Source organism: Bradyrhizobium sp. 23AC, from assembly GCF_054863025.1.
The window spans coordinates 312,615-331,490 of sequence record NZ_JAVAYN010000002.1 but is presented as its reverse complement, the minus strand read 5'-3'; the positions used below and the strand labels follow the sequence as shown (position 1 = coordinate 331,490).

The 18,876-nt window shown below is 59.3% G+C and carries 20 protein-coding genes and 3 pseudogenes; 14 read left to right on the top strand and 9 right to left on the bottom strand.

The annotated features are described in order from the left end of the window. Positions 1–22: 22 nt before the first annotated feature. A pseudogene (locus tag RAD10_RS06720) lies at positions 23–850 on the top strand (IS91 family transposase); the annotation flags it as partial. Positions 851–1,235: 385 nt separating this feature from the next. On the opposite strand, the gene RAD10_RS06715 reads toward RAD10_RS06720, so the two are convergent. After that, positions 1,236–1,658: a hypothetical protein gene (locus tag RAD10_RS06715; RefSeq protein WP_461616825.1), complete on the bottom strand. Its 423-nt coding sequence runs from the start codon at positions 1,656–1,658 to the stop codon at positions 1,236–1,238. Positions 1,659–1,955: 297 nt separating this feature from the next. On the opposite strand from RAD10_RS06715, the gene RAD10_RS06710 reads away from it, so the two are divergent. Beyond that, entirely contained in the window at positions 1,956–2,165 is a 210-nt protein-coding gene (locus RAD10_RS06710; RefSeq protein ID WP_461616824.1) for a hypothetical protein, read from the top strand. Positions 2,166–2,453: 288 nt separating this feature from the next. On the opposite strand, the gene RAD10_RS06705 is transcribed toward RAD10_RS06710, so the two are convergent. Beyond that, on the bottom strand, positions 2,454–3,260 hold the full coding sequence (locus tag RAD10_RS06705) for a transglutaminase-like domain-containing protein (RefSeq protein ID WP_461616823.1): 807 nt from the start codon (positions 3,258–3,260) through the stop codon (positions 2,454–2,456). A 192-nt stretch (positions 3,261–3,452) separates the two neighbouring features. On the opposite strand from RAD10_RS06705, the gene RAD10_RS06700 reads away from it, so the two are divergent. The 6 genes and pseudogenes from RAD10_RS06700 to RAD10_RS06675 all read left to right on the top strand — a co-directional run bounded on the left by RAD10_RS06700 (position 3,453) and on the right by RAD10_RS06675 (position 6,715). Then, positions 3,453–3,722 carry a hypothetical protein gene (locus RAD10_RS06700; protein ID WP_247279112.1) on the top strand — a complete coding sequence of 90 codons (270 nt, stop codon included), beginning with the start codon at positions 3,453–3,455 and terminating at the stop codon, positions 3,720–3,722. Then, a pseudogene (locus tag RAD10_RS06695) lies at positions 3,715–4,037 on the top strand (hypothetical protein). The gene RAD10_RS06700 and the pseudogene RAD10_RS06695 overlap by 8 nt, the downstream one beginning before the upstream one ends. A gap of 56 nt (positions 4,038–4,093) precedes the next feature. After that, a complete protein-coding gene (locus RAD10_RS06690; protein WP_461617064.1) occupies positions 4,094–4,273 on the top strand; it encodes a hypothetical protein in 180 nt (59 codons plus the stop codon). An 852-nt stretch (positions 4,274–5,125) separates the two neighbouring features. Beyond that, the gene (locus RAD10_RS06685; RefSeq protein ID WP_195785838.1) at positions 5,126–5,344 is read left to right on the top strand and encodes a 4-fold beta flower protein; all 219 of its coding nucleotides are present in this window, start codon (positions 5,126–5,128) and stop codon (positions 5,342–5,344) included. A 392-nt stretch (positions 5,345–5,736) separates the two neighbouring features. Further along, positions 5,737–6,108 (top strand): hypothetical protein, encoded by a 372-nt coding sequence (locus tag RAD10_RS06680; RefSeq protein ID WP_461616822.1) that lies wholly within the window; start codon positions 5,737–5,739, stop codon positions 6,106–6,108. 469 nt (positions 6,109–6,577) lie between these two features. Next, positions 6,578–6,715, top strand: a complete 138-nt coding sequence (locus tag RAD10_RS06675) for an SDR family oxidoreductase (RefSeq protein WP_461617063.1) — start codon at positions 6,578–6,580, stop codon at positions 6,713–6,715. A gap of 41 nt (positions 6,716–6,756) precedes the next feature. On the opposite strand, the gene RAD10_RS06670 is transcribed toward RAD10_RS06675, so the two are convergent. The 4 genes from RAD10_RS06670 to RAD10_RS06655 all read right to left on the bottom strand — a co-directional run bounded on the left by RAD10_RS06670 (position 6,757) and on the right by RAD10_RS06655 (position 7,835). Beyond that, positions 6,757–6,957, bottom strand: a complete 201-nt coding sequence (locus RAD10_RS06670) for a hypothetical protein (protein WP_461616821.1) — start codon at positions 6,955–6,957, stop codon at positions 6,757–6,759. 40 nt (positions 6,958–6,997) lie between these two features. Further along, positions 6,998–7,240, bottom strand: coding sequence for a hypothetical protein (locus RAD10_RS06665; RefSeq protein WP_247279109.1), 243 nt, complete (start codon positions 7,238–7,240; stop codon positions 6,998–7,000). Positions 7,241–7,347: 107 nt separating this feature from the next. Further along, positions 7,348–7,599, bottom strand: a complete 252-nt coding sequence (locus RAD10_RS06660; protein WP_461616820.1) for a hypothetical protein — start codon at positions 7,597–7,599, stop codon at positions 7,348–7,350. A 38-nt stretch (positions 7,600–7,637) separates the two neighbouring features. After that, positions 7,638–7,835, bottom strand: coding sequence for a hypothetical protein (locus RAD10_RS06655; RefSeq protein WP_461616819.1), 198 nt, complete (start codon positions 7,833–7,835; stop codon positions 7,638–7,640). 800 nt (positions 7,836–8,635) lie between these two features. On the opposite strand from RAD10_RS06655, the gene RAD10_RS06650 reads away from it, so the two are divergent. The 6 genes from RAD10_RS06650 (at position 8,636) to RAD10_RS06625 (ending at position 15,011) form a co-directional block, all read left to right on the top strand. Then, entirely contained in the window at positions 8,636–9,499 is an 864-nt protein-coding gene (locus RAD10_RS06650) for a transglutaminase family protein (protein WP_461616818.1), read from the top strand. Between the two features lie 309 nt (positions 9,500–9,808). Continuing rightward, a complete protein-coding gene (locus RAD10_RS06645; RefSeq protein ID WP_461616817.1) occupies positions 9,809–10,726 on the top strand; it encodes a class I mannose-6-phosphate isomerase in 918 nt (305 codons plus the stop codon). After that, positions 10,714–12,990 (top strand): glycosyltransferase family 4 protein, encoded by a 2,277-nt coding sequence (locus RAD10_RS06640; RefSeq protein WP_461616816.1) that lies wholly within the window; start codon positions 10,714–10,716, stop codon positions 12,988–12,990. Before RAD10_RS06645 ends, RAD10_RS06640 begins: the two co-directional genes overlap by 13 nt. A 47-nt stretch (positions 12,991–13,037) precedes the next feature. Next, positions 13,038–14,336 carry a glycoside hydrolase family 130 protein gene (locus tag RAD10_RS06635; RefSeq protein ID WP_461616815.1) on the top strand — a complete coding sequence of 433 codons (1,299 nt, stop codon included), beginning with the start codon at positions 13,038–13,040 and terminating at the stop codon, positions 14,334–14,336. 255 nt (positions 14,337–14,591) lie between these two features. Further along, entirely contained in the window at positions 14,592–14,798 is a 207-nt protein-coding gene (locus tag RAD10_RS06630; protein WP_234683555.1) for a hypothetical protein, read from the top strand. Between the two features lie 33 nt (positions 14,799–14,831). After that, a complete protein-coding gene (locus tag RAD10_RS06625) occupies positions 14,832–15,011 on the top strand; it encodes a hypothetical protein (RefSeq protein WP_234683556.1) in 180 nt (59 codons plus the stop codon). 217 nt (positions 15,012–15,228) lie between these two features. On the opposite strand, the pseudogene RAD10_RS06620 reads toward RAD10_RS06625, so the two are convergent. The 3 genes and pseudogenes from RAD10_RS06620 to RAD10_RS06610 all read right to left on the bottom strand — a co-directional run. After that, positions 15,229–15,481 (bottom strand): annotated as a pseudogene (locus RAD10_RS06620) (SOS response-associated peptidase); the annotation flags it as partial. A gap of 666 nt (positions 15,482–16,147) precedes the next feature. Continuing rightward, on the bottom strand, positions 16,148–17,506 hold the full coding sequence (locus tag RAD10_RS06615) for a tyrosine-type recombinase/integrase (RefSeq protein WP_461617062.1): 1,359 nt from the start codon (positions 17,504–17,506) through the stop codon (positions 16,148–16,150). Between the two features lie 509 nt (positions 17,507–18,015). After that, entirely contained in the window at positions 18,016–18,852 is an 837-nt protein-coding gene (locus RAD10_RS06610; protein WP_461616814.1) for a universal stress protein, read from the bottom strand. Between the last annotated feature and the right edge of the window lie 24 nt (positions 18,853–18,876).

The following is an 18,876-nucleotide window of genomic DNA, read 5'->3' as shown; positions in this document are numbered from 1 at the left end:
GGGCGCTTCCCCCTGCAGCCCTTCTGCCGAGACCCTGATCACCATCGCCGCTGACCCCAAGCATCTCGGGGCTCGCGTCGGCGTTACCTCCGTGCTGCACACCTGGGGCTCGGCGCTCACCCATCATCCGCCCGTGCACATGATCGTGCCGGGCGGCGGCATCTCGCTTGATGGCAGCAAGTGGGTATCGTGTCGACCCGGCTTTTTCCTTCCGGTGCGCGTGCTCTCGCGGCTGTTCCGCCGGCTGTTCCTGGAGAAGCTCATGGCGGCGCACGCAGCCGGCCGCCTCAACGTCTTCGGCAATCATCCCCTGCTTGCCGACACGCAAGCCTTCGCGGCCCATCTGGCGCCGCTGCGCAGAAGCGAATGGGTGGTCTACAGCAAGCGCCCGTTCGGCGGACCCGAGGCGGTGCTGGCCTATCTGTCGCGCTATACCCATCGCGTCGCCATCGCCAACAGCCGCTTGATCGCCTTCGATCAACATGGCGTCACCTTCAAATGGAAGGACTACCGCATCGAGGGCCGCGATCGATACAAGTGCATGACGCTCGGGACCTTCGAGTTCATCCGCCGCTTCCTCATCCACGTGTTACCCAAGGGCTTGCACCGCATCCGTCATTACGGCCTGTTCGCTAAAGGCGCTTGCGCCAACAACGTCGCTCACGCCCGTGAACAGCTTGCCATGGCAAAACCTGAAGACCAGCCTGCCGCTGCCGCCGTCGATCCCAGCAGGCCCACTTGTCCATGCTGCGGCGGTCACATGATCATCATCGAGGTCTTCGCGCGCGGTGTAACGCCACGGCATCGGCCGACGCCTCCAACGAACCGCATCAGGATCGACACCTCATGACCGCGTCACAATCCTGCAAATCTGCTCGTCGTGATCGCCGGCTCTCGACCGGCCACGGCAGAGTGCGCTCAGATATCCGCCAGCCGTCGCAAATCGTCAGACAGCTTATGGAGTTCGGTGCCATCCGCCGCGCATTCGTCAGCGGATTCGCCGTCGCACAAATCGTTGCACCAGCTCGATCTCAATCAACGTGCTCACCCGCGGCGCTCAAATCCCCATAGCGCCTGCCGCACGGCCTTCCGTTCCCTTAAGCGCGGTTTCCTCCCTTGTAGGCTTTCGGACGCCGGCCCCGGCGTGCGCGGCACCACCTTCATGGGGCCGGCATCCGAAACCCTTCACATGAGCCGACATCGCTCCAATCAAGCGGCGATACTTGTCAGGCTCCTTAGCGGCCGTAGGGGAAGCAGCGGTTGCGATCGAGTGTGAGACCGAAATGCGCTCCCAGTGCAGCGATGGCCGCGTCCTGCTGAGGATAGGGATCGGCATTGGATGCGGCAACGATGATGATCCGGAACCCGCCGCGATCCTTGCCACCGGGTGGCAGCATCGCTGTAGTCAGTGCATTGCCCTCCCTGTCGCGCAGCGTGAGGAAAAGCGGCATCTCTCGCTGTACATGGGCCTCGAGGCCGATGTCGCGCTCGATCGCGTTGGGCCGCTCCGGACGCCAGGACTGGACTGCCTTCTCCCGCTCGCGGCGGAAATATTTCTCAACTGTGTGGCCCATCAGGCGCGACTCATGCACCGCTTCACCTTCCGTCTCGATACGGAACCACGTCTTGCCCTTCGGCGCGTCGCAAACATACTGCATTTCGCCCGTCCTGCGATCGACGCAATTCTAGGGCGGCGGGCCTGCAAAGCCAATATGAGACTCGCTCCCGTGTATAGGCGGACACCAAATTGGGGTGTACCAAGCTGTACCAATCTTGGTTTGGGCACCTAATCATCGGTTTGGTTCAGGTTTAGCCTGCGCAGGATACGGCCTTTGAGAAGCAACCAAAATTCTTTTTGATAAGAGGGGCTAAGAGTTCTTGATTGGACGTTGAAGTTCTAGTGAGCCCAAACAATACCAGGTCGACCGGAATAATCCTCTTCAAGGAGCGTCCCGATGCCTGACGTAAGGGAAAAGCAACGCGAAACCCGCCGGAAGATCATTCGCCAATGGGCGAAGCTTCCGAAGGATAAACGGGAGTCTATGGAGGGGATTTCTGAATTCGCCAGGACCGCCGCTCAGCAGAACGAGAACGCATTCGTCCGCAGTCGTCGCGATCCGTATCAGAAGATCATGGGATGGCTATTGCCGCGTGCTCATCTCTGAACGACTGAGTCCTCTGCACATCCTTCGAAGGCGACATCGGGTTCTTCAGCTTGACCCATGTGGCGAACGGCCCGCGCGATTTAGGGAGCAAACCACGCACCTTGCCGCAAACCACATTGAGCGGGATTTTGTAACTCCGATCAGGCGACGCCCGATTCCCGTTTAGGGTCAAAATGCGAAGAACTCAGGGTGAGCAAATCTGGTCCGCGATGCCCCAATAAGCAGACCTGGACCAGACGGGGCGTCACTTCGCTGATGGGCCAATCTCGGAACTGAGATCATCCTTCGTCACACGATCTCTTCGGTCCAGACCTTGAAGCTGACCAGTGTGTTTGGCCCGAACGTCTGGGTGATCGGCACATCGGAGGCGTCGCGGCCCTGCGCGATCAGGATGCGGCCGATCCTCGGCACGTTGTTGCGCGGATCGAAGGTGCGCCAGTGGCCGCCGAGATAGGCTTCGAACCAGCCGGCGAAATCGCCCGCGGCCCAAGGCTTTGGCGTGCCGATGTCGCTGAGATAGCCCGTGCAATAGCGCGCGGGAATGTTCATGCAGCGGCAGAACGCGACGGCGAGATGGGCGTAATCGCGGCAGACGCCCTTGCCTTCCGCGTAAGCCTCCCACGCCGTCTTGCTGGCGCGCGCATGCTCGTATCCGAACGCGACGTGACGGTGCACGAAATCGCAGATCGCCTGGACCCGTGCCCAGCCCGGCGGTGTTTTCTCGAACAATTGCCAGGCGATTTCCGAAAGCCGCTCGGTTTCGCAATAGCGGCTGCCGAGCAGATAGACCAGGGTATCCGCGGGCAGGTCCTCGACCGCATGCTGAACTGCAGAAGCAAACACCGGATCGGGCAGGCCGCTGTCGCGAACGACGCCATCGGCCGCAAGACGCACACGACCGGCGGGCGCAACCATGCGGCTGCACCAATTGCCGAACATGTCGCGATAGGGTCCGATCTCGATGGCGGGGTCGGTAGTGAGGAAGTCCGGCACGATCACATCGGACGCGCGCGTGAAGTGTGTGCCCAGCACCATGATCATCGGCGTCGGTTGCGGAAAATCGTAGAACATTTCGAATCCGACGCGAATCTTCATTCGAAATGCCTTTCAGGCTCCTCACAATTGAAATGGCTACGAAACGAACCAGTACAAGGCTTCGGCCGGGTTATTCGGTCAAATGCGGCCGGCAGCGGAAAAAACGATAGCTAATTGCCGCAAAAGCGCGCACGCTGCGACGATGTCCGCAAAACCTCATGACTTCGCGCGCAGATTCGCCGGGCTGCCGGCATGACCACGCGCACACGACGGGAAACGGTTCATTTCAGGCATCCCTTCCGCATCAAGGGTATCGACCGGCAGCTCGCATCGGGAGCTTACGAAATCATCACCGACGAGGAGATGATCGAAGGCCTTTCGTTTCCGTGCTTCCGGCGGGTCGCCACCATGATCATGGTGCCCGGCGCGCCGCCGCAACGATCCGCGATGGAGATGATCTCGATCAGTTCGATCGATCTGTCCGACGCGCAACGCATCGATGCGAGTGCGCCGCGTGACTGAGACCCCGATCGAGTTCGACAAACATCGCGGCATGGCGGCGCAGAAAGCCACCGATATCCGTCGCGTAGTTGCCGAAGTCGAGGCCAATGCGAAGCTGCTGCGTGACAAGCAGGGCGTTGTCGAATCGAGATCCTCGCCGCACCGGCCACCTCGTGGCCCGAGGCTGTGGCCAAGGCGCGTTACGTGCTCAACCTGTATTCCGCCGGCCTGCCGGCGGCCGACACCCATCACCGCGACCTGGTGTCCGCGGTGCTTGCGGACCTTACCCGACTTTCGGGGAAGAGACCTGAACAAACCAGTGTTTGGCTCAAGTGAGCACTTCATCCTGCCCGTTCGTGCCACGATGGAACGGCCTAACCGAAAGCACCATGATGCAAAGTCTCTCGCCTCGTCACGTCATGACAGAAGAATCGCTTCGTCTCGGTGTGGAATCCGGCTGGTACTCGACCAAAGTCAGCGGAACCTTCGTCTCGGGCCCGCATTCTTCCGAAGCCGACTGCTTGCGCAGGATCGCTGAAATCAATCCGCCGACAGCGAAAAAGAAGACCTAAGTCCGCTCTGTTTCGGGAGAAAGGTTTGATGCTCGCGCGCGGCAACATCCGGGGATATGAGGACGAACAGATGGGCCTGCTGTTTTTTATGCTGAACGGCGCTAGGGAAGTGAAAGGCCGTTGATCGCCTCTTGCTATTGTTTGAGACAAGGGACGTTGCCCGAGCGCGCCAAGAAGGTCCGTAAAGCGTGGTTAGCCGATAAAGATGCCAATCTTCGACGAACGCTATCAGCAGCATCACCATAACCGCCGTGTCCGCTTTGGTGCCAATGATGGATATCGGTAAAGATGAGATCGAATATCGCTGCGCTACCGTCGATGCCAATCAATGTTGATCGTTCGAGTGAGAAGCCGCCAGCCGCGCAATTCTGACCCTGCGGATCGAAACCGTGATTGCGCCGATCTAAAAATGGCGGAGTGCTTGAATACCGTGTCGATTGCTCGGAATTGACTCGTTACTGGACCGTTAAAAGGCGCAGGGTGATTTATCACCGTTTCGCGCTTTCGGCTGTTGTCGGTGACTGACAGTGTTGTGCTCCCGCCTTGGTGAAAGGGAGATCCTATGCCCAAGAATACCCCGCCTCCCATCTGCCCGAAGTGCAGCAGGCCTATGCGATTTGTGCTCGTGAAAACGGGAGGACGCAAATTCCGCTGCGTCGATTGCGATGTAACAGGTCTCCTTAAGTTGCCGGAGGTCACACAGCTTCTTACGGTCGAATTAGCATCCCGAGCTAAATTGCCTCCGTTGGCCATGGCGATGGTCGTCTGGATTTTCCGGCGTGGCGTCCGAATTGTCTCGCTATCTGGTTACAACAAGCGCAGCTTGGTTCCGGGGCCTCTGGGAGGTCAGTCATGAGTGGCAATATTTTTAATAGCAATGGCACCCGCGTTGGGGTGGTGGATGGCGCGACCATCTTCAGCCTTAACGGCCAAGAACTTTATCATCTAAAAGGGATCAATATCTATCGACTTTCCGGCGAGTTGGTCGGCCATCTAAACGGGACGCAAGGCTCCGATAAGCGGCTCGATCGTTCCACTGACAAGCTATTCTCCGCCAGAGTCAGTCCTTAAGACCCTGCCACAATGGTGATCGCCGAGACAGCTCTCTGCCTGGCCCATAATCTGGAGGCGGTCATGAACGTCGTCGGGACCAAGCCGCTGATAGCTGCAATCACGGCCTGAGACCGCGCTCAGAGACGACGGCACTGCTACCTTTGGACTGGAACTAAGAAGGTGCTGTACAGCATCAGGCCATCAGACTATCGTTGAATGGCAAGGTGGCAGTTGTTCGCCTTGAAGCTGTCCATGAAGCGGTGACTTCCGAGGTCGCTGCTCGTCGTCGTAGCGGCAGCTAGCGTGCCATCGGAAGGCGCAATCTCACACAGCTAGATGTTTTGCCAAGCGCGGACGCAAGCGGCGTCTGCGGCTGCGAACCCGCTTGTGCGCAAAAAAAGGAGACCATCATGAGAATGCCCGACATTTTGCAAGGTGAGGCGCGGACTCGCTTCCTCCAGGGAATCGCTTTCGGCGCTGTTGCGGCGATAACGATCGGATTTTCCTGGGGCGGCTGGGTCACCGGCGGTACCGCCCAAACCATGACCACAATGGCGGAGACCAACGGTCGGATGTCTGTCCTGGTCCCGATATGCGTCGCTCAGTTCACAGCGGCCGACGGCGCCGTCGCCAAGTTCAAGGCGGCGAGCTCCTATTCAAGGGACAACGTCATCGGCGAATTTGTGAAGACCGTTGCCTCCACGAGTATGGACTATTCATTCGCCAGGGCGTGCGCAGTCGGCGTAGAAGCTGAACTCTCAAAGACGGCCACAAAGAGCTGAGCGGTCGCTTCGCCAAGAAAGGGTCCAGCGAAATGAGCGCTCTCGGGTCCGGACGGCCTTCCTACCTTGTATATGGTTTGTTGGCCGTCATCCTATTCGGCGGTTATGTGCTGCTCAATGGCTTTCAAAACGACAATTCCGCAACTATGGCCCCGACCCTGACACTCAATCGTTGACGCCTCGCGCGGTTTTTCATTGGGAACCACACGGGCACGTCCACGCCGGCAAGTGAATCCGCCGCCTCGTTTGTCTGGAAGGCTACGCAGGCGGCGACCCATCGGCTTGCTTCCGATAGCGTACATCGGTGCCCGCTCCGAGAATGTTCGCTTTGCGGTCACAAGCGGCAGTCCGGCCGTTCTGTTTGTCAGGTCCGGTTCTCCTCTGAGAGCGGCCTATGCGGCCCCTCGTAGTCAGTTCGGCTGAGGGCCAATGAGCCGACAATGACCGCAATGGACGCGCTTCACTTCCGATCGCGAACCATTCCCATCATTGGGGCGAGCCGGAAGATCTCGCCGCGCTTGCGATGTGTCTGGCGTCACCGGTGGCGCGGTACACAACGGGCACGGTGATTCCGGTGAATGGCGGTTTGCGGCGGTATCAGTTCTAGGGCGGACGAGACGAACGCCCGCGACGAGACCTGGGCGTGGCTTAACTTCCTGACGGGCAGGACATCTCTCCGCTTATCGCGCGGTCCAAGGCGTCGATGAGTGTTTGTAGCTCGACGAATTTGTTGCGTGCACGCTCGGCCTTGTCGCGATCGAAGGGAGCGGCCAGTACGGTCGCATGCGCGTCCCTATCCTCGATCATGCGACTACGGGCTGTCTTCAGCGTCTCAAGTCGAGCGCTCATCAATATTCGCCTTCTTGTCGCTTTGATCCGAACCGAAGCCTCAATTGAAGGCCGCCGGTAGCTCACCCTTGCGAAAGATGACTGTAGGTTCATCGTCATAGTCGCCCATTTCGGGATCGCCACTCGACGAGAACGCAACAACAGCAAGCTTGCTCAACGCGAGCCGCTCCGCCGTTCGGAGCGCGGCACTTTCCGTTTTGCAGGCTATCGGAGAGTCCGGCTTCAGATGTCCGCCCTTGCCGGCGTTGAATGCCTGCACGATATAGATTGTTTCGCGGGCCACAAAGGCTCCTTTGACTGCTGACAAACGCGGGATGATGCCAACGACCGCAACGGCTCGCTTCGCCGCCTTCCCTGTCTCGCACTCCCACTACTGCGGTGTCGCAAATCTCAGCAGCCGCGACAGATATTCTTCAGCTTCGCTACACTTAGGGCCTCTTCCGCCGCGAATGGGTCCTTGTATGCCGCTCGCGATCCGTCGCTCTCGACCGTCACAGGCGCCTTGATTTTCGGAGGAAAAGCGGCGTCATAACAAGCGAGACGTCCGCTGGTGTTCTCGATCGTGCGGCAGTCGAGCTCGCGGGCGAGAGCGTCTTGCGCAAAAGTGCAGAGCGCAAACACCACAAGAAACGTCTTCATCATATGCCTCTCCGAACAACACTCATGAGACTCGTGCGGCCTCATGCCTCGAGCTGATCGAACTCATCGGACAGCAGGACGCGGCCTCGCGGCGTGCAAATCCGCACGTCCGAATAGCCCCTGTCCAGGAGCTCATTCGCCTTCTTCAAGGCGGCAGCGGTCGTGTCGTGGCCAAAATTGACGCGGCCCGATTGATGGTCCCCGCTGACCAGGAATTGCAGCTGCGTGGTCCTATCCATGCAAGACGGCCGCCGCGCACACTAGGAACAGAAGAAAGAGCGGAACTATCACCGGCGGCACGATCCAATCAGCCAGACGAAAACGCGGCATACGCGCTCCTCCTGTTCGGCGGGAGCGCTCGTCACCCTCAGTCACCGGTCGAAGCCGTGGGAAGGGCGGTGATATCACGACCCTACGCTGCTCCGTTGGGATTAGCGAGCTTTTAAAGCGCGGCCGGCGGCGGCGGATCATCGCAATCGATACGCCCGTCGTGGCGCGCTGAAATGAGGGTAGATTGTCGCCAAAATCGGTTCGGAGCTTCGGTGCCCAAGACGTGCGCCGCGCGATCATCGGGGCCAGACGTGCGCCGCGATCTGGGGGCCGGAGCACCGTCGAGGTCCGGCCGAAATCTCTCTGCTAGCTCTTCTACGCGCGATCAATGCAGGTAGAAAGACTTACCGCACCTCCGCGCGACCGTTGGCGGGAGGCAATAGTTCGCGCGCAGGAGACCGCTGTTTGCCATACTCAGCCCGTTTTATCGTCGGTTGATGGACAGCAGTGCGAACAGGGCTGAATCACCCTGAATCTGAGCAGCCTCCCGCGTAATTTCGAACCCCGACGCGATCTCCGTTGCACCGTCTGAAACGTTCCACTTCCAACGTCCCTGACCGGATTGCGACACGGCGACGTCAAGCAAGCGAACTGGGGATTTGGCCATAACAGCAATATGAGCCTGAGTTCCGCAGTTACAAGTGCGCCGTGCGCCGAGATCGCCTAGTCTGTCTCGGACTGCTCGTAGGCGTGGATATTGGAGCTCCTGTTGGTTGCGCTTCGAATTCAACACAAAACTACCTATCGTTTCCGCGGGTTGGTGAGCCTTGCACCACACCGCTTGATGCTTCGTCCACGCGAAAGTCGCGACCTTCGTCTCGCATCGCAGAACCTGACGATAACGCCGGTAGCGGTGCCGGCATGGGCACATGACGTCTTCGGCAATGCGGTCGCTGTGGCCACGTTCACGGCCATGACCGATATGCTCATCATCGACAGCGTGGCGAATATCTCACTCGAAACGGCTGATTGGCCGGTTTTTGCCATCGCCGCTTCGGCTATCTCCTACCCGTTCAGCTATTCCACTGACGAATGGACCGACCTCGGAGCACTGACTATCGCGCAATATCCTGATCCAGCCGAGCGGTTGCAAAACTGGGCGAGAGGTTTCATCCGCAGCAGTCCGACCGATACCCTTTCCCTGCTCAAGGACCTGAATGCCGGTATCGCGCAACGCATCCAGTATCAGAGCCGCGAAGTCGAGGGCACCCAATCGCCCAACGAGACGCTCGATCGTGGCTGGGGCTCGTGCCGCGACTTCGCGGTGTTGTTCGCAGAAGCCGCACGCAAGCTCGGCTTCGGTACGCGCGTCGTGTCGGGTTATCTGCACGATCCGAACCACGACCAGCTGGGTTCGGTCGACGCGGGCTCGACTCACGCCTGGGCCGAGGTTTTTGTCCCCGGAGCGGGCTGGACCACCTTCGACCCGACCAACCGCAGTGTCGGAGGCCGCAATCTGATCCCCGTTGCGGTCGCTCGCGATATCAGCCAGTGCACGCCGGTGTCAGGGAGCTTCCTTGGCAGCACTGACAGCTTTCTGAGCATGGATGTGAAGGTATTGGTCACCTCTTAATCAGAACATGCCGAACCGTCGACCGCGGCATGACCGAAGATAGTCATATCTATCCAGCAGGAAAGAGCGCACAGTCGGTGACGATTTCGTCGCCCGTCGAACGATGATGCCAACCTGGACGTCATCCTTCGCAGAACTGGCTTGCGGAACTGCGCTGCCATGCGAGTCGCCGTAAGCGGTGTTGGCAGCGGACGCCATTAGCGCAACCACATCACCGAGGCCAAGCCCACGCCGCTCTCTTTCTCGAAGAGAGAGCGTCGCCTGAATCGCGAGTGGTACGGCTTGCGCCGCAGAGGCCAGGGAGACCGAGTGTCGATCGAGCGCGCCATTGTAGAGGCCCGACGCAAGCCGTGGGGAAGCCGCAATTTGCTTCCCTGGAGCGACATCGTCGCCAGTGACGATCCGATCGGCGAATTATGGTTTCGGCGCGCGGACGCGAATTCTCCGAGGAGCGCTCTGCTGCTCAAACTTCTCTTCACGACCGAGCCGCTGTCCATTCAAGTTCACCCCGACGATACGTTCGCCCGATCAATCGGTCTGGCCAATGGCAAGACCGAGGCGTGGTACATTCTTTCGGCCACGCCCAGTGCCCGGGTTGCCATCGGATTGAAGCGCTCGCTCTCATCTACGGAGCTGCGAGCCGCCATTTTGGATGGCTCGATCGGTGGCCTCGTGCAGTGGCGTCCGGTTCGCTGCGGTGATGTTATTTTTGTTCCTGCCGGCACTATTCATGCGATCGGCGCGGGTATCGTTCTCGCCGAAATCCAGCAGCACAGCGACGCCACATTTCGCCTTTTCGACTACGGACGGCAGCGTGAGCTGCATCCCGACAATGCCGTTGCCGTTGCAAAGGCAGCGCCGGCACCGCGTCAATGGCCTTCGCGAAAACTGAATGAGACGCGAACGGCCCTCGTCACCAGTGCCCATTTTTTCCTTGAAAAAATCGATCTTGCCGCCGGCTCGGTCTGGACGCTCGACGCCAAAAACGAGGCGTGGATTGTCTTGATTAAAGGGCAAGGCCAGATCGCAGCAGCGACAATGTCCGCCGGTCATGCGGTCTTTGTCGAGGCGGATCAGCTTAGGATCGAGGCCGGCCCCGACGGCCTGACGGCGCTCCTCGCCTATCCCGGCCCACATGCAGATTCAGTTGCACTCGTTGAACATTACCCAGACATGCCCGGGCATCCCCGGCCGAAAACGGAGGAGGTGCAAACGTGGTTGCGCTAAATCGGGTCGCATTTATCGGAAATTCACTGCCTCGCCGGTGTGGCATAGCCACGTTCACTACCGATCTTCAGCACGCTGTCGCTGCCTCGCGGCCTGATCTGGAGACGGTCGTCGTCGCGATGACCGACCACGGCCAGGCCTATGACTATCCTTCTACCGTTGGATTTCAGATCAACGACGATCGGCCGGAGGACTATATTCGTGCGGCAGAGTTCTTGAACCGCGGCCGGTTCGAGGTTGTTTCGCTTCAGCATGAGTTTGGCATTTTCGGTGGCGACTGCGGCAGTCACATCCTGGCCCTGCTGTTGCGCCTGAATATGCCAGTCGTGACCACGCTCCATACCGTGCTCGCCGAGCCGACGAAGGTGCAACGCGAAGTCATCGTCCGGATTTCCGATATATCGTCCAAGATCGTGGTGATGGCCGAAAAGGGCCGCGAATTGCTGAGAACCGTTTATCAGGTGGTCGACGAAAAGATCGAGGTCATCGCGCACGGAATTCCGGAATTTGCGTTCGTTGAACCGGACGAGGCCAAAGCCAGGCGAGGTTTCAGCGGCCGGGCGGTCATTCTTACTTTCGGCCTTCTGTCGCACAACAAGGGTATCGAAGTCATGATCGACGCCATGCCCGCGATCCTGAAAAGCCGTCCGGATGCGGTCTATGTCGTGCTCGGCGCGACCCATCCGAACCTGATACGCGACCAGGGCGAAGCCTATCGCGACAGCCTCGTGGCGCGTGTTCGCAAGCTCGGCATCGACAGGCACGTCGTGTTTCTTGACCAGTTCGTCGACCAGCCGACGCTGCTCGATTTCATTTCGATGTGCGATGTCTATGTTACGCCGTATCTAAACGAAGCTCAGATGACGTCGGGCACGCTGGCTTACAGTTTTGGCTTGGGAAAGGCGGTCGTCTCCACACCATACTGGCATGCGCGCGAGCTGCTGGCCGACGGCCGTGGTATCCTGGTTCCGTTTGGAGATACCGCGGCAATTGGCAATGAAATCGCGAAGCTACTGACCAACACGGTGTTGCGGCAGGCCATGCGTAAGCGGGCCTATTCCAGCAGTCGTCCCATGACGTGGGAGCGGACAGCCGAACGTTATGTGTCGACGTTCGATAATGCCGGTCGCAGGCATCGTTTAAAGGCAATCGTGCGCTCGGACACCAGCACGCTGCTGCGCGATAGCCGCGCGCCACCGGAAATGCGCATCGGTCATTTCCTGTCGATGTGCGACGACACCGGATTGTTCCAACACGCCGTACATTGCGTGCCGGATCGCTCCCATGGCTATTGTGTCGACGACAACGCTCGCGCGCTGCTGCTGGCGTGCGCGCTCAACATTCCCGGCGAGCAGCGATTGCCGGAAGTGTTGACGGCCCGGTTTGCCGGCTTTGTCCAGCACGCGTGGAATCCCGACACAAAGCGGTTTCGCAATTTCATGGGCTTTAACCGCAGCTGGCTCGAGGATAGCGGCTCGGAAGACAGCCATGGCCGGACCTTATGGGCTCTCGGCGTCTGCGCGTTGACCGACGCGAATCTGTCACGGCGGAAATGGGCTGCGGCGCTGTTCGCCGAGGCTGCGCGGAGTGTGGAAGTCTTTCACTCGCCGCGTACCTGGGCTTTCGTGCTGCTGGGGCTCGACGCCTATTGTGCCGCCGCCCCTGGCGACGCGGGCGCGGCCGATCTCCGGCTTCGCCTGGCGGATAGATTGATCGCGATCTTCAATGCGGTCGAGACGCAGGACTGGATTTGGTTCGAAGAAGGCCTTGCCTACGATAACGCCCGTTTGCCGCAAGCCCTCATCCTGACCGGCATGGCGACCAAGAGTGCCATCTATCTGGACGCCGGCTTGAGATCGCTGCGCTGGCTGGTGAAGCAGCAAACTGCCGCGAGCGGTCAATTCCGGCCCGTCGGCACCGCAGGTTTTGGCGACACGCGCCGGAAGCCGAGGCCGTTCGATCAGCAGCCGCTCGAGGCTACGGCCACCATCGCCGCCTGTCTCGCCGCATGGCGTGCCGACCATGATAGCGAGTGGAAAGCCGAAGCCGCGCGTGTGTTCGCATGGTTCCTCGGCAGCAACGACCTTTCGATCTCGCTGGTCGATCTGGAAACCGGCAGTTGCCGGGACGGCCTGCATCCCGACCGTCCGAATGAGAACCGCGGCGGGGAATCGGCCGTGTCGTATTTGCTCGGCCTCTGCGAAATCAGGCAACTCGCCCGCCTGAGCGAAAGCCGCGTGCAGCCCGCGCCGCTGGTTGCCTGACGGCCTTCGATCATTTTCCCTCTCCTTGAAAACACTCCGAGGACGCTTTGTCGCAGTCTCCATTCCTGAACCGTCAGGCGCTTTATCTGCGGCCCGATCCAACGCGAGTCATCGTGCGCCCCTTCAAGCCGGCGACCGAACCGCGCGATCTCAACCCCACGGACAAGACCCGTGCGAACCACATCGTCGATCGGGTTCTGGCGCTCGATGCCGATGCGGCAGCCCGCCAACTCGACGATGTTCTTGAGAATTTCATCGGCCGGCACCGCAATTTGCTGCGGGCGTTCGAGGCACGTGCCGACGACATGGAAGATGCGCTGGCCGTCCACGCCTCGTTCACGCAAGCGCAACGCCAATTGGTCGGCGCCTATTTTCTCAATGAATATTCGTTCGAAGCGTCTGCCTTGTTCAACCCGAGTATCGTAGCGCATCCCGATCAGTCCGGCGCGCCTCCCGGTGCGTTACGCTTCATCCTGAGCCTTCGTGCCGTCGGAGAAGGCCACATCTCTTCGCTAACCTTTCGGTCCGGAATGATCGCGGCAGACGGAGCGGTCAGCGTCGATCCAACGACACGCCTGGCCTCGAGCCCGACCATTCTCGCGCAGACGCAGGGGCCAGCCGGGGACGATGTCGAGGTCGCTTTCCAAAGCGGCGAAGATATCAGCGAACGGGTCATCTTTCCCATTACCGCATCTCAGTCGAATGGCATTGAGGATGCACGCTTCGTGCAGTTCAGCGATGGCGAACGACAGGTCTACTACGCGACCTACACTGCCTATAGCGGCAGGGCGATCAGGTCGGAGCTGATTGAGACGTCCGATTTCGTGTCGTTCAGGCTGTCCACCCTGAAGGGCAGCGCCGCGCGCAACAAGGGCATGGCGCTGTTTCCGAAGAAGATCGGCGGCCGATATGCCATGATCGCCCGGCAAGACAATGAAAATCTCTATCTCATCTATTCCGACGACCTCCGTACATGGGACGATGGCGGCAACGCGGTTTTGAAACCCGAATTCCCGTGGGAGTTCGTGCAGATCGGCAATTGCGGATCGCCGATCGAACTGGATGAGGGCTGGCTGTTGCTAACCCACGGTGTCGGGCCGGTTCGAAAATATTCGATCGGGGCGGCGTTGCTGGACAAGAACGATCCCTCGAAAGTGCTTGCGCGCCTGCATGAACCCTTGCTTCGGCCCGACCCGTCCGAACGTGAGGGATATGTCCCAAACGTCGTGTACACATGCGGCGCGTTGCGACATCACGACAAGATCATTTTTCCCTACGCCGTCTCGGATACATTCTCAAACTTCGCGACGATCAACATCGCCAGTCTGATGAACGCCATGGAATGAACGATATTTTGTTGTAAAAGCAGAGATTGCAAATGGCCAAGTGAGAACCGCGGATCAGTAAATGATCGGTGCAATGAACGGCGGAGCGGCTCTCATCTGGTCTCGAAATATAAGAGTCATGCTTCCAGAAAGCGGCATCCGTCGGCGCTACCAGGATGTTCGTGAAGGGCTCAGAAGCGGAACGGCAACAGGATGTATTGCATTGCATCACAGTACGGCCCGCGTTAGAGCAGCTGTAGGTTTAGAGGTAGATCCATGTCATACGCCTACAAGCTGAATGAAGACGTTCGCCATCAGCCACAAGGGCCACAAGGACGTGCTGCTACTGAGCGTCCAATGATTTACACCATCGTTCAACATATGCCCATCGAGGCAGATGGACGTATTAGATACCGCATCAAGTGCAAATCGGAGAAGATCGAGCGAGTCGTTACGGAAGATCAGCTTTCCTATTCTCAGTGATATGGCGCGCTTTTTGACGGTAGGATTCTAGTTATGCTGAACGATCGCGAAAATATCCTGAGCGCGCTCCGCGAAAAACCACTCAAAGTCTACGAAGTCGTGAGACGCGCCAACATCGTGAATGAAGAAACTTGCCAATCCCTCCTGTTGAAGATGCGAGACGAAGGGTTGGTGAAGTTCGATATTCACAAAGGGCGATGGCTCATCGGATGATATTCGAGAAATTGCGGCGACCGTCCAGCGTTGTTCACTAAAACTCGCCCCGGCGATCAAGAACGCGCTGGAACTTGTTGGGCAGGGTTTAATTCGGAACGCTGCGCGGACCTTCCTTTATCTGCGTTCGATCGTCGTTCCCGGCGGTTAGCGTGGCAGGAATTTCGAATCGCTGGGGCACGGGCTTGTCCACATGTTCCGTGGGTCTGTGCAGAACCTATGTGGCCGGCGCTGGGTCTTCCTTCTCGCCAGTGGCGACAATTTTAAGCGCCCCGTCAGGAAGCTGCCTTTGCAGCGCCTTGGCTTCGTCCCCGGGGGGCTCGGAACCAGATGTCGTATTCTTCCGCCGCCGTCAGAATCACGGGCATCGCTTTCGGGTGGACGCGTTTCACCTCCGCATTCGGCTCGCAGGTCAGGAAACCGAAGATATCGGTGTTCACTTCGCCTTCCTTGGCCTCTTTCGGCCGCGTCGTCACCGATGCGGATCGTCAGACCAAGATGGAAGGGACATACTGCGATTGCGTGCGTCGTCTCCAGCGCATAGTGCACGGCCGAACCGAGATCATCAGCGAAGTTGCTTGCGAGCATGCGGGCCTCCTTCTCGGAGCCGAGGCCCAGTACAAGGTCGGGCCTCATCATCACCTCACCAGCCCCGACGAATATAGACTAGGCGATCTTTGATGTAGGACAACGCGAACGACGGAACCTTCCATCTTTAAGGAGCGGCTTAAGGATGGAACCTACTGCTGGACGTGCCGACCACCGGCCTCGATCCCGAACTGTCTCCCGCGCGCTGCGCAGTAAACTCAAGCGTTGATGATGCGCTGCAAATCTTCGTGCTCTTCGAAGGGAATGAATTTTCTCTTCCGGCGTGACCGCGGCTCCTCTTCCGCCTATTCGAGCACTTGGCTCCGAACCAGCTGATGTCGTTCATGCGTTGGCCGGACGCGATACGCTGCCGGGCAGCTCCAATTTGACGGCATTGGAGGTGGCCGCGGTCATCCGGCGCACGCTCGAAGCGCTGGAGCAGTGGAGGCGCGATCCGAACCACCTGCTGAAATGGCGTTACGTCGACGGGCGCCCGCTCTATCGCGCCGATGCAGTGCGCCACTATCTGGCTGGGCGCGATAAGCCCGCTAATCGCCCTGGGCCGCATAGTGCTCGCGGAGACGACCGAGCAGTTCGGCCTTGATCGTGTCGAGCGGATTCCTCCGCTGCAGGCGCACGACCTTGCCGACCCGTTTCGCACCGACCAGCTGCGCGATGTAGTCGTGAGCCGCCTCGAACGCCATCTTGCGGATGATCCACTGTTCGTCCTGATTGTAGACCTGATCGATCCCCCGCGGCTTTTGCCCGACACATAGCCGCTGGATCTCGTTGTCGTAGCCGCAGCGTGACATGATGGTTCGCAAGGTGCGCCTCAAGTCATGCATGGTGAATCTGGCGACGCCCGCTTCCTTGATTAGGCGGCTGACCATCTTGGTGAAGCCGGACATCTGGCCTCCGGTCTTCGGTGACGGGAAGACATAGTCGGAGGTTGCGCGCTGGAAATGCTTTGCGGCCGCGAGCACCTCGTCGACGAGGTGCGTGCGGGGCACATCGTGGTGCAGCCCCATCTTGGTCCATGCCTCATCGAAGGTAACGCGGTCATCCGTGATGTGTTTTTGCCACTGGATCATTGTTGGCTCGCTACGACGCGGACCACCGAGCAGGCACAGGCGTGTCAGGAGACCAAAGGCCCCGAGCTTGCCGGAGGCGTGCCAGACCTTGATGATCTCCTCATCGGTCAGCGCGCGGCCCTTGGATCGGCGTCCGACCCTCTGCGCACGGGTTTCCTTGGGAGCGCGATAACCGGCGAGCACGTTGTGCTCGACGTAACCTTCGCCGACACACCATTCGAGGAATGTGTGGACGTGCTTGCGCAAGTCCCTGGCTGCGCCGCGCTTGCCGATCTTGGCGATCTTATCCACCGCCGCCATGATTTGCCGCCGCGTCAGGTCGCCAATGGCGAGATCGACATGAGCCTTGAGACCGCGCCTGAGCGCCGACATCGCTGGCTTCCAATTGACGACTTGGCGTCCAGTCAGGGACGTTTCGTAGGGGCCGTCCTCAATGATCAGGTTCGCCAGCGTGGTGCGCTCCCTCTCGGCCAGTTGTTGCCGCTTGGCCTCGCGCTTGGCGTCGTTCGGATCGCCTCCCTTGACCACCTCGCCTGCGGCGATGGTGGCGGCTTGGCGCGCTGCCTTCTCGTTGAACTTGGGCCATGCACCCAGCGTCTTGCGTTGCGTGCCCCTCGCACCGGGCTTGGTGAACAGGTAGACCCAAGTCCGGCCGCCAGTCGCGCGCATCCTGATCGCCAGCCCTGGCTGCTCTGTGTCGTGCAGATAGTGTTGCGACTTGCCTGACGGCAGCGTGGCCGCACGTATCGTCGCGTCAGTGAGCCTCAGGTAGTTCGTCGTCACTCCGGCGCTGAGGTCGTTATCGCTCGCTTCCATCATTCCTGCCCTTTCTCAGTGCCCCGCGAGACGCCCCGGGGGAGGCCCGAGAAATGGGTCACAACCCGTTCGCTCCATGTTCCGACCCTATTGTGCCCAAAGGGAAAATTCACAGAGGGGCACAGCGGGGGCATACAAAATATAGAATGTCCAGCCATGGCCCACTATGGTCACATATGGACAATTAACCTCGTATCGCAGGGGTTTTTGCAATTTTACTATGGCGGAATTTGGTTGGCTGCGGTCTACCGATTGTGGTTCACACGGGAGAGGTCCAAGGTTCGATCCCTTGTGCGCCCACCATTCACTTTCCTGACCGCTGCCGGTTGCGGACGATCCACCCAGGCCTCAGGGCGGCGGGACCGCCCGTATCAAAAATGTCGAAAACAACCCCATGCACAGTAGCCGGCCTCAGTCGGATCAATGGGTTACGCCTTTTCCGAATCCTGGTTTGACCCGTCGGGCAAGACAGGAGCAGGGTTGCATGATCTGAAGAGAGGGGAGCGGCTCTAATGAGCCATCAAAACAGGCAGATCCGCATGCTCCATGATATAGCTGGTCGCCCCGCCGAATATCATTTGCCGCAACCGGGTGCGGGTGAAGGCTCCCTTGATCAAGAGGTCGCAGCCCTCAGCTCTAACGGCATCGAGGACTGCCTCTCCGGTGTCGCGATCCTCCAGTTCAACCGTTCTCGCCTGCGCTGCAATGTCATTGTACCGCAGTTGCTGGACGATCTGATCGGCAGACGGTCCTGGTACCGCTTGGCCGCCAACGACGGTTAGGACCGATACTTTTTCGGCCAGACGAAGCAACGGCATGGCAAATGCGTTTGCCCGAGCTTGCTCGGTACTACCGTTCCAATGGATCATAACATTTGTTGCGACGCTTCTTGGTGCATTCGATGGCACAAGTAGAACGGGCCTGCCGCTCTCAAACAGCGCGGACTCAATCGCGCGACGGTGAGGGCCCGCAGCATCAATGTCAGACCGTGCCATCACGATCAGATCGAAAGCGCGCCCATAGCTTCCGACAAAATCTTCGCCCTCAGGGGCGGTCTCCAGCCAGCCGAAACATGGTCGACCCAATCCAGCGGATCGAGGAACATCGTGCTTCAGCATGAATGCTTCGAAAAAGTCGCGCATGTCGTTCAATTCGGCTTCGCTCTTCACTTCATACGAATCTAACAGAATGCCGGTGGCCAATTCCGCGGCTAGATATTGAGGGATGCCGAACCGGAGCGGAAAGCCTTCGATATAGGCGCCGGTACGATGCGCGAGGCGTACAGCGACATCGAGCGTGGATGTCATCATCGGAATATTTTGAAGCGGGACCAAGAGCGTCTTCATTTTCGACCTCCGGTGTTTGCAGTG

Bases quoted from the DNA above. Each gene is read 5' to 3' on its own strand.
- RAD10_RS06715 (WP_461616825.1), bottom strand. From the start codon at position 1,658: ATGCAGTATGTTTGCGACGCGCCGAAGGGCAAGACGTGGTTCCGTATC.
- RAD10_RS06705 (WP_461616823.1), bottom strand. From the start codon at position 3,260: ATGAAGATTCGCGTCGGATTCGAAATGTTCTACGATTTTCCGCAACCG.
- RAD10_RS06710 (WP_461616824.1), top strand. From the start codon at position 1,956: ATGCCTGACGTAAGGGAAAAGCAACGCGAAACCCGCCGGAAGATCATT.
- RAD10_RS06685 (WP_195785838.1), top strand. From the start codon at position 5,126: ATGAGTGGCAATATTTTTAATAGCAATGGCACCCGCGTTGGGGTGGTG.
- RAD10_RS06655 (WP_461616819.1), bottom strand. From the start codon at position 7,835: ATGGATAGGACCACGCAGCTGCAATTCCTGGTCAGCGGGGACCATCAA.
- RAD10_RS06680 (WP_461616822.1), top strand. From the start codon at position 5,737: ATGAGAATGCCCGACATTTTGCAAGGTGAGGCGCGGACTCGCTTCCTC.
- RAD10_RS06610 (WP_461616814.1), bottom strand. From the start codon at position 18,852: ATGAAGACGCTCTTGGTCCCGCTTCAAAATATTCCGATGATGACATCC.
- RAD10_RS06690 (WP_461617064.1), top strand. From the start codon at position 4,094: ATGCAAAGTCTCTCGCCTCGTCACGTCATGACAGAAGAATCGCTTCGT.
- RAD10_RS06625 (WP_234683556.1), top strand. From the start codon at position 14,832: ATGCTGAACGATCGCGAAAATATCCTGAGCGCGCTCCGCGAAAAACCA.
- RAD10_RS06630 (WP_234683555.1), top strand. From the start codon at position 14,592: ATGTCATACGCCTACAAGCTGAATGAAGACGTTCGCCATCAGCCACAA.
- RAD10_RS06660 (WP_461616820.1), bottom strand. From the start codon at position 7,599: ATGATGAAGACGTTTCTTGTGGTGTTTGCGCTCTGCACTTTTGCGCAA.
- RAD10_RS06615 (WP_461617062.1), bottom strand. From the start codon at position 17,506: ATGGAAGCGAGCGATAACGACCTCAGCGCCGGAGTGACGACGAACTAC.
- RAD10_RS06670 (WP_461616821.1), bottom strand. From the start codon at position 6,957: ATGAGCGCTCGACTTGAGACGCTGAAGACAGCCCGTAGTCGCATGATC.
- RAD10_RS06700 (WP_247279112.1), top strand. From the start codon at position 3,453: ATGACCACGCGCACACGACGGGAAACGGTTCATTTCAGGCATCCCTTC.